Here is a 13,197-nt window from a genome sequence, read left to right on the forward strand (position 1 = left end):
ACACCTCAAGCATCATTCGACGGGCGTGAACTTGCCCTGCATGATCGCCAGCGTATCGCTCGCGATCTTTTCCGCCGAAAGAATGCCGCGATTGCGCGCCCAGACATTGGAATCGACGGCGACGACCTTGTCCTTGGAGGCACGCAACACGCTCCACAGGTCTTCCTTGCTCCACTTGTCGACGATGTTGGGATGGCGGTAGTTGCCGACGAACAGCCATTCCGGATCGAGGCTCAACAGCTGTTCGATGCCTGCAAATTCGGTCGGAGCACCCTTGTCGCGCATGGTCGGCACGGTTGCACCGAGGCTGATCAGCACGCTGCCGGCATAGGATTCCGGGCCATGGACGGAAAAGCTGTCTTCGCGGGCCGCACCGAACAGGATCGAGATACCCTTGGGCATCTGGGCGGCGATGCCGGCCATCAGTTCCTTGTGCTTGACAAGACGCGCTTCCATTTCCGGCGCCTTGCCCACTGCCTGTGCGATCAGTGCCGCAGATTTCAGGCTGCCCTGATAATCTTCGCCACGCGAAGACAGCAGAAGCGTCGGCGCAATGGCGCTCAATTCCTTGTAGACGGAGGCGTGCCGGTCGAGATCGGCAATGATAAGGTCAGGCTTGAGACCGGCAATCGCCTCGATGCTCGGCTGGCCGCGGGTGCCGACAGACGTCCAGGTGCCGATGATATCGCGCACTGCCTGCGGCAGGCGCTTGGCATCCTTGTCATCGGCAACACCGACAGGCGCGACACTGACCGCAGCCAGAGCATCTGCGAAGGAGAATTCGAGGACGACGATACGCTTTGGAACGTCAGGGATCGTGATCGTGTTGGTGCCGTCATTGACCGTAATCGGTGCGGCAAAAGCGACCGGTGCGATCAGAGAAAGGCCAAGAGCCAGGCAGGCCAGAATGCGCTTCAACGGAAGTCTCCTGATTAAGCAACAAATTCCTCCCGCACCCGACCTATGAAACTGGCGTATAATCGTCAACTTTAACCGGAGCTGCAAACCGGCTGCGACGACATTCCCACAGGCTCTGTCAGCCTGCCGACAGTTTGGCGCCGTAAAGTCGAGATATCCCGGCGGCGGTGTTGCATCCACTTGCCTTTTTCAGGGACATCGTGCGTCTCTTGATGCGATCTCCTGCAGACCACCGAACCGCGCGGCTTTTACGAGATCGTCAACCGGTTGAACATGGACGCGACGTTCTATGAGAGGAAACAGCGGCTTGCGGCTTTTGCTGGTCGAAGACGACAAGGATCTGGCGCTCTGGTTACAGCGCTCGTTGCAGCAGCGTGGGCTGTTCGTGGAATGGGAAGAGGACGGCATGCAGGCGGATCGCCGCATCGCCGCCGAAACCTTCGACGCCATCATCCTCGATCTGAACCTGCCCATGCTCGGCGGCGCGCGACTGCTCGACAAGATGCGTGACCGTGGCGATGCAACGCCATTGATCATCATCACCGCCAAGGATGACCTGCCCGACCGGATCGCCCTGCTTCATGCCGGCGCAGACGATTTTCTGGCAAAACCCTTCTCGGTGGAAGAATTGGAAGCACGTCTCGTCGCATTGGTGCGGCGCAGCCGCGGGCACGGGCGAGGCGTTTACGATTGCGGTTCGCTGAGCTTCAACCAGTCGCAACAGCTTTTTCTGCTCAACGGAACGCGTCTGGCGCTGAGCGCGCGCGAACACGCGGTGCTCACCATCCTGATCCAGCGCGTCGGCGAGCCGATTTCCAAACAGCAGATTCTCGACCGCCTCATCAGTTCAGACGAGGAGATGCAGCTGGAGACCGTCGAGGTCATGATGTATCGCCTGAGAAAGCGCCTCGAAAATTCCGATGTCCGCATCATTACGCTCCGGGGCCTTGGATATTTTCTCGAGGCGCTCGATGGCCAGGGGTAAGATAAAGGCAGAGGCAAGATCGGCTGGACGGTCTCTGCTGTTCACCGTGACGATGTGGGTTGCGCCTGCACTCGTTGCTCTCGTTGCCGGAACGGCCTTCATCACAGGTTCGACAGCGACCAACCTTGCCGATAGCGCCTATGACAGGTCTATTGCCGGTGCCCTGCGCGCCATCGATCTCAACATTTCCACCGAGAGCGGCGGCATCGGCGTGGAACTGCCCTACCCGCTGTTCGAGGCTTTCGAGGCGACCGCGTCCGGCGCCGTTTATTTCCGTGTCGCGACCGAAGACGGAATGGTGGAGATCGGCGACAGTTTTCTGCCGCGCCCTCGGGATTTTTCCGGCACCGGCTTTCATTTCTACAATGACGAATTCCTTGGCGCGCCGATCCGCATGGGAATTTTCAAACGGAAGCTGAAACAGCCTTTGTATGGCGCGGCGGAACCGCAGACGATCGTCCTGCAGGTTGCCGAAAGCATGCAATCGCGTGACGCGTTCCGGTTCGAGATCATCAAGAGCACGGCTGCCTTGAACCTTGCCTGCGTCTTCGCCGTCATCATTCTTCTGCTTGCCGGCCTCACCCGCGCCCTGTCACCGCTATCTGCCTTGAGGGCCGGGTTCGAACGGCGCGATCCGAACGACCTTTCACCCGTGGATGCTTCAGCACTTCCACGCGAAATCCGTCCGCTGGTCGATACATTCAATCGGCTGCTGGGTCGCCACACGGCGCAGGCCGAAGCACAGCGGCATCTGCTGGATGACGCCTCCCACCAGTTGAGAACACCGATCGCCGTCCTGCGAACGCAGATTGATTACGCGCTTCACACCAGCGCCGCCGAGGAAAGGATCTCCGTTCTTCAGGCCATGCGCAAAATCGTCGAGCGCGCATCGCGCACCACAACGCATTTCCTGACGATGGCGCGCATCCGCAATTTCGCCAGCGACACCGCTCCGGACACGCACAGGCCGGTCGATATCAAGGCATTGCTGACGGAACTCGCGCGTATGCGGCTGGCGGATGCGCGCCGGCAACGCGTTGACCTCGACCTCGATCTTCCCGACCAGGACGTTTACGCAAACGGCTCTGAAATCCTCATATTCGAAGCGCTTAGCAACCTTCTCGACAATGCGATTCGCCATTCTCCCAAGCAGGGAAACATTACCTTCCTGCTTGAGCCTTCAGATGGTCTCCTCCGCATCACCCTGATCGATCAGGGGCCGGGCATGAGCCAGGAGATGATCGACAGGATCGGCGAGCGCCATCTCGACCCGGCCCATCATCGCGAGGGCGCCGGCCTCGGCCTGGCCGTGGTCGTCGAGGTCGCACAGGCGCATGGCGGTGCCCTCACGCTCCGCAACCGGACAGAGGGCGGACTGGAAGCGGCGCTCACACTTCCGTCACCGGCAACTGCGGCAAAAAACCGCACATTGACAGCTTCCTGACAGCCATGATGCGTTATCCGTGCCCAAACTTGTTCAGATCGACGTTCTTTGGGAGGGGGCGGTGAGCATAAGATACCTTATCATCCTGGCCGCCGCCCTGCTCTGTTCGAGCCTTGCCGTCGCGGCCCCCGCCAATCCGGTCTGCATTGTGCCATCGGAACCGGATGGTGCCTTTCAGCTGACATGCGAGCTTGCGAAAGAAGCCATTGCGGCGACAGGCGACCTGCCACAGCCGATAGTGCTCGAGCGCATGCCAGGCGGTGTCGGCGCCATCGCATTCAACGTTTTCACCAGCACGCGCCGAGCAGAGCCGGGCAGCCTCGTGGCGTTTTCCGAAGGCTCGCTCTTCAACATTGCCCGTGGCAAATTCGGTCCGCATGACTGGACCGATGTCAGATGGTTGGCCGTGCTGGGTGTCGATTATGGCGCCGTTGCCGTTCAAGATCAGGCGCCGTGGCGCACGTTGCCGGATCTCGTCGAGGCCATCAGGGCCGCGCCCCGATCGATCGCGATCGGCGGCTCGGGCACGATCAATGGCCGCGACTGGATGCGTGCCGCCAGCCTCGCCAAGCTGGCGGGAGCCGATATCCGCACCATGCGTTTTGTCGCCTTCGAAGGCGGTGGAGACTGTATGGCGGCACTGGTCGGCGGCCATGTGCAGGTCTGCATGAACGATGCGGCGACAACGCAGAAGCGGATCGACCGGGGGCAGCCGGTGCGCCTGCTTGCCGTTTACGCCAGGGATCGGCTCGAAGGGAAACTGAGCGGCGTTCCAACCGCGCGGGAACAGGGGTTCGATATCGTCTGGCCGGTTGTTCGCGGTGTTTATATGGTGTCGGATGTCAGCGACGCGGATTACGCGTTCTGGGCGGATGCCTTCAGGAAGGCCTTGGCGCAGCCGGCTTATCAGAACCTGCTTGCCGACAATTATCTGCAACCGTCCCCCCTCATCGGTGATGAACTCATAAAATTCGTTCGCGAGCACGCGGCATCTGCGGCCAAAGAGCGGGAGCCACTCTAGCCTCACCTGCATCCATCGTCGGCCATCGCGTCGACACCGCCCCCAAATCCAACGAAAGCAACCGAGTATCCACCTGCCTTGGTGGATGCCACAGGAGGTCTTTTGCTTACAGTTCTTGCTTATTCGATGATCGCAACCTTTATGGCGCTCATCATGACCAACCGCATGTCGGCATTGATCGCCCTCATTACCGTTCCGATCGCATTCGCCATCATCGGCGGCTTTGGACCGCAGATCCCGGAGATGGCCATGGCAGGCGTCAAGGGAATTGCTCCGACCGCCGTTCTCCTGCTTTTCGCCATTCTCTATTTCGGACTGATGATCGATCTTGGACTGTTCGATCCGCTGATCCGGGTGGTGGTCCGCATCTGTCACGGTGATCCGCTGCGCATCATCGTCGGCACCGCGATCCTGTCGACGGTGATTTCACTCGACGGTGACGGCTCGACGACATTCCTGCTGGTGGTCAGCGCCATGATGCCGCTTCATCGCCGCATGGGTATCAACCCGCTGATCCTGCCGGCGGTCACGGTTCTGCCGAATGCCATCATCAACATCGCCCCCTGGGGCGGCCCCACCGCCCGCGTCATGGCGTCCCTGAAGGTCGATGCCAGCCAGGTCTTTCTGCCCCTCGTGCCGGCCATCATTCTCACCTGCATTTCAGCCATTCTGATTGCCGCCTATCTGGGCCTCAAGGAGCGCCGCCGGCTTGGTGTGATCACCATGAATGGCGAAGCCGAGGAAGAGGCCCGCAATGCTGCCGACGCGGCCATGCAGGCCGTGGTCTCGCGCACGCCGATGCTGCAGCTTTTCAACGGCTTGCTCACAGTCGCCATTCTCGTGCTGCTCGTCATGGACGTCCTGCCGCTCGGCCTGATTTTCATGGTCGGGTTCGCCATTGCCCTGACCGTCAATTTTCCGGGTATCAACGCACAACGCGAGCGTATCGAGGCGCATGCGGGCAGCGTGCTGATGGTCGTATCGGTGGTGTTTGGCGCCGGTGTCTTCACCGGCATCCTGTCGGGCACCGGCATGACCACGGCGCTTGCCGAAAGCGTCGTCAACGTCATCCCCACCGCTGCCGGCGAATATATTCCGCTGATCACCGCACTGCTGAGCGGGCCATTCACCTTCTTCCTGTCGAATGATGCCTTCTACTTCGGCGTCGTGCCCGTGCTCGCTCACGCCGCCGCCGCTTACGACATCCCGCCGGAAGTCATCGCCCGTGCATCGCTCATCGGCCAGCCGGTGCATATGCTAAGCCCACTTGTGCCGGCCGCCTATGTTCTGACAGGCCTGTCAAAAGTGGAATTCGGCGCGCACCAGCGCTTCACGCTCAAATGGGCAGCCCTTCTGGCGCTGATCATGCTGTTCGGTGCGGTTGTAACCGGCGCAGTGCCTATCTTCTGAGCGCATTCCTGCATCAGGACGGCGATGTCTCTTGAGATGCGGAGGCATCGCCGGATGCAGGTCTTCGGTCATGCCCTCGAAGTAATCAGCGCGGCTTCGCCAATGATCATCACGCCGCTTTACCACAAGCCTGCCAGCCCTCGGCAATTGACAACCGTCCGGCCATCGGACAGTTTGCGGACATGAATGAAATGGCTGACTGGTTGTCGGAAAATAGCCCGATCAGCCGCAAGAACGCGGCTGAGGCGGTATTCGATGAATTGCGCTCTGCAATTGTCTCCGGCCGTATCGAGGTCGGCACACGCCTGCCATCCGAAACGCATCTCGCAAAAAGTTATGGCGTAAGCCGTCCGGTCATCCGCGAGGCGCTGCGATCCCTGCAGACACTCGGCATGACGCAAACACGCACCGGCAGCGGCACGTTCGTGACCACGTCGGCGCCTTCAGCCAATCTCAGCTATAGCGGGTATTCCGCGCGCGACCTCATCGAGGCCCGCCCGTTCATCGAAGTGCCTGCCGCCGGCTGGGCCGCACTGCGCCGCAGCGCGCAGCAGGCAAGCAGCATGTTGCAACTGTGCGACGACATGGACGCCGAGGAAGACCCGCACCGGTGGGTCACGCTCGATTCGGAATTTCACATGCTGCTGGCAAAAGCATCCGGCAATGCCGTCTTCGAAAAGATCGTCACCGACGCCCGCGATGCCCTGATGCAGCAATCGGAACTGGTCAACATGATGGCCAGCCGCCGTCTGGCCTCCAATCGCGAGCATCGGGCCATTGCCATCGCCGTCGATGCAGGCTCGCAAGAGGATGCCTCGCGAGCCATGGAAATTCATCTGGGGCAGGTCAAGCAGGTTGTGACCGATATTATCGGGGCAAACCAGACGCTTCGTTGAGCTTCTCTACAGACGGCTGAACATTGGCCAGAACTTCCGGACGCAAAGCCTTGTCCAGCTGCTCGACGGTCAGATAACCGCGTTCAAGCACAACCTCGACAATCGTTCGACCGGTTGCGAGCGCCTCGCGGGCAACCTCGGTGGCGGCATAATAACCGATCAGCGGATTGAGTGCGGTTGCTAGGCCGAGCGACTGCTCCAGACGCAGGGCCATGATGCCCGGATTGGCCGTGATGCCATCGACGCAGCGTTCTGCGAGTATCCGGCAGGCCGAATCGAGATGGGCAATGCTGTCGCTAAGAGAGCGCACGATCACCGGTTCGAATGCGTTGAGCTGAAGCTGACCGGCTTCAGCCGCCATCGTGATGGTGATGTCATTGCCGATCACCGAGAATGCCACCTGATTGACAACTTCGGGGATCACCGGATTGACCTTGCCCGGCATGATGCTGGATCCCGCCTGCATTGGCGGCAGGTTGATCTCACCGATGCCGGCGCGCGGGCCGGATGACAAGAGACGCAGGTCATTGCAGGTCTTGGAGAGCTTTACGGCGACCCGCTTCAGAACACCGGAGAGATGCACGAATGCGCCCGGATCCTGCGTGGCCTCGATGAGGTCGGCCGCAGTGGTAAGCGGACGGCCTGTCAGGCGGACGAGGTGCTGGCAGGCCAGCGCCGCGTAGCCTGCAGGGGCGTTGAGGCCCGTGCCGATCGCAGTTGCGCCGAGGTTGATCTCGTGCAGCAGCGCTGCGGATTCCAGCAGACGCGCCCGGTCCTCACCAAGCATCACCGCAAACACGCGAAACTCCTGACCAAGCGTCATCGGTACGGCATCCTGCAGCTGCGTGCGGCCGACCTTCAGGATGGCATCGAATTCCTTTGCCTTGCGCTCGAAAGCCGCCTGCAGGAATTCCATCGACGCTGCCAGCTGATCGATGGCTTCGATCGTGCCAACATTGATGGCTGTCGGATAGGCGTCGTTGGTGGATTGGCTGAGGTTGACGTGGTCGTTCGGATGAAGGTGGCCGTAGTCACCCTTGGCGTGACCAAGCAGCTCGAGAGCACGGTTGGCGATGACTTCGTTGGCGTTCATGTTGGTGGATGTGCCGGCCCCGCCCTGAATGACATCGACCACGAACTGATCGTGCAAGGCGCCTGCCCGAATCTCCCGGCATGCGGCCACGATAGCATCGCGGCGCGCTTCATCGAGAAAACCGAGTTCATGATTGGCCTCGGCCGCCGCTTCCTTCACATAGGCCAATCCGCGAATGACATGCGCATACCGGCTGACCGTGATGCCGGTGATCGGAAAGTTGTCGACCGCCCTCGCCGTATGGACACCCCAATAGGCATCCTGTGGAATTTCCTTCGGACCCAGCAGGTCCTTCTCAATGCGTGTTGCCATCTCCGGCATCCTCCACCCTATTTAAATCTGTCATGCTGTATGACAGATTTAAATACCTACTCCTCTCCTTGCAAAACCGTCAAATGAATTTCATCAAACTTGACGAAACCATGATCCTGGCACTATGAAAGCAAAATCTGTATTACAGCATTACAGGCTTCACGACGAAACAAACGCATGATCGAACAACATCCGGCCTCACCGGCAAAGGATGTGGAAGCTCTAGGGAGGAGCGTTTCAGTGGATAAATCGATACAGGCCAAGGCTGAAAAAGGCATCGAGTTTGCCGAGGAGCTTGGTTACCAGAAGGCCCTCAAACCGCGCCAGATCCAGATGATCGCCATTGGCGGCGCCATCGGTACCGGCCTCTTTCTCGGCGCCGGCGGCCGTCTGGCCGCGGCCGGTCCCGCGCTCATCTTCGTTTACGCGATCTGCGGCTTCTTTGCGTTTCTGGTTCTGCGCGCGCTTGGCGAACTGATCATGCACCGCCCGACCTCGGGCTCGTTCGTATCCTACGCCCGTGAATTCTACGGCGAGAAAATGGCCTTCGCCGTCGGCTGGATGTACTGGCTGAACTGGGCGATGACCGCCGTGGCCGATGTCACCGCCGTCGCCCTCTACATGAACTTCTTCAAGCAGTACGTGCCCTTTCTTGTCGGCATCGACCAATGGGTGTTCGCGCTTGTCGCGCTGCTGGTCGTGCTGGCCATGAACATGCTGTCGGTCAAGGTGTTTGGCGAACTGGAATTCTGGTTCAGCCTCATCAAGGTTCTGGCGCTTTCAATCTTCCTGATCGTCGGCGTCTACTTCGTCATCTTCGGCACGCCGATCGAAGGCCATGTCACCGGCTTCAGCGTCATCACCGACAATGGCGGTTTTCTGCCCAACGGCATATTGCCCGCCTTCGTGATCATTCAGGGCGTGATCTTCGCCTATGCCTCGATCGAGCTGATCGGCACCACTGCCGGCGAAACCGAAGATCCGCGCAAGATCATGCCGCGCGCCATCCGCACCGTCGTCGCACGCCTGCTGGTGTTTTACGTCGGCTCGGTCGTGCTGCTTTCGCTGCTCCTGCCCTATAGCGCCTACAAGGCAGGCGAGAGCCCGTTCGTGACGTTCTTCGGCGCGATCGGCATTCAGGGCGCCGATGTCATCATGAACCTCGTGGTGCTGACGGCCGTCCTTTCGTCACTCAATGCCGGCCTCTATTCGACCGGACGCATCCTGCATTCGATGGCCGTGTCCGGCTCCGCTCCGGCGGCACTTGCCAAGATGAACAAGGCCGGCGTGCCTTATCGCGGCATCGCTGTCACCGCTGCAGTGACGGCCATCGGCATCGTCCTCAATGCCATCGTGCCCGCAATGGCTTTCGAGATCGCGCTTAACCTTGCGGCACTGGGCATCATCAGCGCCTGGGCCGTGATCGTGTTGTGCCAACTGAAGCTCTGGAGCCTTGCAAAGAAGGGCAAGATGCAGCGGCCGGATTTTGCCATGTTCGGCGCCCCCTATACCGGCATCATCACGCTTGTCTTCCTGTTCAGCGTGCTGGTGCTGATGGCACTGGATTATCCGGTCGGCAGCTGGACGATGGGCTCGCTGATCATAATCATCCCGGCCCTGATCATCGGCTGGTATCTGGCGCGTGACCGCATTACAGCAGTCGCAGCCGAAAACGCCGCCAAACAGACGGCCGTGACAGATGGGACCGCATTGTGATCGCATTCGAGAAAAAGCCGTTGGTGGCGATTGTCACCACCGGCGGCACCATTGCCAGCCAGCGGGACTCGGACGGCGTCAGCCGCCCGAGCCTCGATGGCGACAGCCTCATCGGCCTGATCCCGGATGCGGGCGTCGATCTGAAAGTCATCGATCTGATGGCAAAGGATTCGGCCAGCCTGACGCTTGCCGACATGCAGGCAATCAGCAATGCCGTCGGCCTGCTGATCAGGGACCCGCTCATCGATGGCATCGTCGTTCTGCATGGAACCGACGCCATGGAAGAGACGGCGCTGCTTTTGCAATTGCAGCACCAGTTGACCAAGCCGGTCGTTCTGACCGGCGCGCAGTTTACGGCCGATGACGAGCGCACGGACGGCCCGGCCAATCTGGCAGCAGCCGTGCGTGCCGCTGTCGATCATCCCAACACCAGACGCGGCGTGCTGGTCTGCTTTGGCGGAAAGATTCATCCGGCCTGGGGGCTTTACAAGCACGCCACCGATAACGGCGACGCCTTCCGGCAATCGATGCCGGTGCAAAACCCCATACTGCATCTGCCGGCAGATGTGAGCGCGGTACGGATCGATATCATCACCGTCTATCCGGGTGGTGACGGCACGTTTCTGGACCACAGCCTGGCAACGGGTGCGAAAGGCATCGTTCTGGCAGCACTGGGTTCCGGCAATGCCACATCGTCGGTGGTTGAAGCCTCAAAACGGTGCATTGCAAAACAGATCCCCGTCGTGACATCGAGCCGTGTTCCGCAGGGCGGGCTGACATCGACCTATGGCGGCGGCGGCGGCGGCCATGATCTTGCCCAGGCGGGTGCGGTGCTGTCGCACAATCTGCGCCCCGGTCAGGCGAGAATACTGCTCGCCAGCCTTGTTGCGGCAGGCGCGACCGGCGAGACCATCAGCGAAGCGTTTGCGCAGTCTGTCGCGTAACGCTTCATCTGGTACCGCTGCATGAAACTGAACGGGAATTTACCATTGGCAAGGCAAGCATAAGTTAGATTTATCCGCCGCTTGCTTCGCCGCACTCCGGCGCCTATCTCTGGCACTCCCTTATACAATCCGGAGTGTTTTCTTGGCCGCCTCCCCGAAATCGCCTTTCGCCAACCTTCCTGTCGCCCCCATCGCGCCAAAGAAGTCTGTCAGCGACACCCATCACGGCATTACCCGCACCGACGATTATGCCTGGCTGCGCGCCGACAACTGGCAGGCGATGTTCAAGGATCCGAGCCTGCTGGATCCGGAAATCCGCAAGCACCTCGAGGCCGAAAACACCTATATGGAAGCGGCACTCGGCGACACCGCCGATCTGCAGAAGGCCCTGTTTGCCGAAATGCGCGGCCGCATCAAGGAAGACGACAGTTCCGTACCGATGAAGGACGGACCGTTTGCCTATGGCTCGCTGTTCGTTACCGGCGGCGAGCAGCCGCACTATTTCCGCACGCCCCGCGATGGCGGTGAAAAGCAGACACTGCTTGATGGCGACAAGGAAGCGGCGAACAAGGATTATTTCCGCCTCGCCGGCATTGACCACACGACCGATCACGCCAGAGGTATCTGGGGTTACGACGACAAGGGTTCCGAATATTTCACCCTGCGCATCCGCGACCTTGGCACCGGTGAAGATCTGGACGACGTCATCGAAAACACGGCAGGCGGTGGCGTCTGGGCTCCCGATGGCAAGAGCTTCTTCTACACGCTGCAGGACGAGAACCACCGTCCGTCAAAAGTGTTTCACCATATCGTCGGCCAGAAACAGTCGGAAGACCGGCTGGTGTTCGAAGAGAAGGATCCCGGCTTTTTCATGGGCGTCGGCGGATCGCTGCTCGACGACTTCATCTATATCGACATCCACGACCATGAAACGTCCGAATACCGGCTGATCCCGACCTCCGATTTGACCGCCGAGCCAAAGCTGGTGGCGGAACGCGAAGAAGGTATCGAATATTCGATGACCGAAGGCGGTGACGTCTTCTACATCCTCACCAATGACGGTGACGCCAAGGATTTCAAGATCGTCGAGGCTCCGGCTTCCGAACCTGTCAAGGCCAACTGGAAGGAAGTCGTGCCGCATGAGCCGGGCCGGCTGATCATTTCGCATATGGCCTATGCACGCCATCTGATCTGGTTGCAGCGCATGCAGGGCCTGCCGCAGATCGTCATCCGCGACCGTATCTCTGGCGAAGAACATGCGATCGCCTTCGACGAGGAAGCCTATTCGCTCGGCCTGTCCGGTGCGGCCGAATACGAAACAGACACGATCCGTTTCTCCTATTCGTCGATGACGACGCCGACGCAGCTGTTTGACTACAACATGGTCACGCGTGAGCGCACGCTGCTGAAGACCCAGGAAATTCCGTCCGGTCACAACCCGGATGACTATGTCACCCGTCGTGTCATGGCACCCGCCCATGACGGCGAACTGGTGCCGGTTTCGCTTCTCTACAAGAAGGGCACGCCGCTCGACGGTTCATCGCCCTGCCTGCTTTACGGTTACGGCGCCTATGGCATGACCATCCCGGCCTCGTTCTCGACCAATGCCCTGTCGCTCGCCGACCGTGGCATCGTCTACGCCATCGCCCATATCCGCGGCGGCAAGGACAAGGGTTTTGCCTGGTACGAAGACGGCAAGATGGAGAACAAGCAGAACACCTTCAAGGACTTCATTGCCGCCGCCGATCATCTCGTGGCGACCGGGTTCACGGCCTATGACCGGATTATCGCGGAAGGTGGCTCTGCCGGCGGCATGCTGATGGGCGCAATCGCCAACATGGCACCGGAAAAGTTCGCCGGTATCATCGCCGCCGTGCCTTTCGTTGACGTTCTGACCACGATGCTCGACGACACACTGCCGCTGACCCCACCGGAATGGCCTGAATGGGGCAACCCGATCGATTCGGAAGAGGAATACCGCTGGATCGCGGCCTATTCGCCTTACGACAACGTCACCGGCCGCGCCTACCCGCCGATTCTGGCCATCTCCGGCCTCACCGATCCGCGCGTGACCTACTGGGAACCGACCAAATGGGTGGCGAAGCTGCGGGAAAACACGACCGGAACGGCGCCGATCCTGCTTAAAACCAACATGGCAGCCGGCCATGGCGGCAAATCGGGACGATTCCAGCGACTGGAAGAAATCGCCTTCGAATATGCATTCGCCATCAAGGTCGCCGGCAAGATGTAAGTTCATGGTTTTGGTGCGGCCGCCTGCCCTTTGGGCGGCTGCATCAGCTTGCCGATCTTTTCACGACGCTTTTTCTAATTTGTGCGCCGCACAATAATTCTTTTGAAACCATTCAAAAATCCGGAAAAACGGCGTAAAGCAGCGGTTTTTCATTTTCGCATCCGCTAAAACGCAAGCTCCGCGCAAGGTTCCCTTGTTAACTATTGG

General features: G+C 60.0%; 10 protein-coding genes. 8 read left to right on the forward strand and 2 right to left on the reverse strand.

Annotated features, from left to right (window positions below):
- Nucleotides 1–12: 12 nt before the first annotated feature.
- Complete coding sequence (locus AAIH70_RS14640) at nt 13–918, reverse strand: Fe(3+) dicitrate ABC transporter substrate-binding protein (RefSeq protein WP_132273856.1); 906 nt, start codon at nt 916–918, stop codon at nt 13–15.
- A 307-nt stretch (nt 919–1,225) separates the two neighbouring features.
- On the opposite strand from AAIH70_RS14640, the gene AAIH70_RS14645 reads away from it, so the two are divergent.
- From AAIH70_RS14645 to AAIH70_RS14665, 5 genes are all read left to right on the forward strand, one after another.
- Nucleotides 1,226–1,903 (forward strand): response regulator, encoded by a 678-nt coding sequence (locus AAIH70_RS14645; protein ID WP_132273859.1) that lies wholly within the window; start codon nt 1,226–1,228, stop codon nt 1,901–1,903.
- Entirely contained in the window at nt 1,890–3,347 is a 1,458-nt protein-coding gene (locus AAIH70_RS14650) for a sensor histidine kinase (RefSeq protein ID WP_165932018.1), read from the forward strand. Before AAIH70_RS14645 ends, AAIH70_RS14650 begins: the two co-directional genes overlap by 14 nt.
- A gap of 61 nt (nt 3,348–3,408) precedes the next feature.
- Nucleotides 3,409–4,368, forward strand: a complete 960-nt coding sequence (locus AAIH70_RS14655) for a Bug family tripartite tricarboxylate transporter substrate binding protein (protein WP_430034494.1) — start codon at nt 3,409–3,411, stop codon at nt 4,366–4,368.
- 102 nt (nt 4,369–4,470) lie between these two features.
- Entirely contained in the window at nt 4,471–5,778 is a 1,308-nt protein-coding gene (locus AAIH70_RS14660) for a CitMHS family transporter (protein ID WP_132273866.1), read from the forward strand.
- A gap of 182 nt (nt 5,779–5,960) precedes the next feature.
- A complete protein-coding gene (locus AAIH70_RS14665; RefSeq protein WP_132273869.1) occupies nt 5,961–6,674 on the forward strand; it encodes a FadR/GntR family transcriptional regulator in 714 nt (237 codons plus the stop codon).
- Here AAIH70_RS14665 and AAIH70_RS14670 read toward each other — a convergent pair.
- Nucleotides 6,646–8,079, reverse strand: a complete 1,434-nt coding sequence (locus AAIH70_RS14670) for an aspartate ammonia-lyase (RefSeq protein ID WP_430034496.1) — start codon at nt 8,077–8,079, stop codon at nt 6,646–6,648. The two genes, AAIH70_RS14665 and AAIH70_RS14670, sit on opposite strands and share 29 nt — an antisense overlap.
- A 240-nt stretch (nt 8,080–8,319) precedes the next feature.
- Between AAIH70_RS14670 and AAIH70_RS14675 the strand changes: the two genes are divergently transcribed.
- From AAIH70_RS14675 to AAIH70_RS14685, 3 genes are all read left to right on the forward strand, one after another.
- The gene (locus tag AAIH70_RS14675; protein ID WP_245519157.1) at nt 8,320–9,795 is read left to right on the forward strand and encodes an amino acid permease; all 1,476 of its coding nucleotides are present in this window, start codon (nt 8,320–8,322) and stop codon (nt 9,793–9,795) included.
- Nucleotides 9,792–10,739, forward strand: a complete 948-nt coding sequence (locus AAIH70_RS14680) for an asparaginase (protein WP_245519158.1) — start codon at nt 9,792–9,794, stop codon at nt 10,737–10,739. Before AAIH70_RS14675 ends, AAIH70_RS14680 begins: the two co-directional genes overlap by 4 nt.
- A gap of 142 nt (nt 10,740–10,881) precedes the next feature.
- Complete coding sequence (locus AAIH70_RS14685; protein WP_132273877.1) at nt 10,882–12,990, forward strand: S9 family peptidase; 2,109 nt, start codon at nt 10,882–10,884, stop codon at nt 12,988–12,990.
- Nucleotides 12,991–13,197: the final 207 nt, after the last annotated feature.

It is taken from the genome of Neorhizobium sp. BT27B (assembly GCF_050455485.1).
Classification (GTDB): domain Bacteria; phylum Pseudomonadota; class Alphaproteobacteria; order Rhizobiales; family Rhizobiaceae; genus Neorhizobium.

What these genes read in the sequence shown, in the direction of transcription:
- AAIH70_RS14670 (WP_430034496.1), bottom strand. Translation starts at nt 8,079, where the DNA reads ATGGCAACACGCATTGAGAAGGACCTGCTGGGTCCGAAGGAAATTCCA.
- AAIH70_RS14650 (WP_165932018.1), top strand. Translation starts at nt 1,890, where the DNA reads ATGGCCAGGGGTAAGATAAAGGCAGAGGCAAGATCGGCTGGACGGTCT.
- AAIH70_RS14665 (WP_132273869.1), top strand. Translation starts at nt 5,961, where the DNA reads ATGAATGAAATGGCTGACTGGTTGTCGGAAAATAGCCCGATCAGCCGC.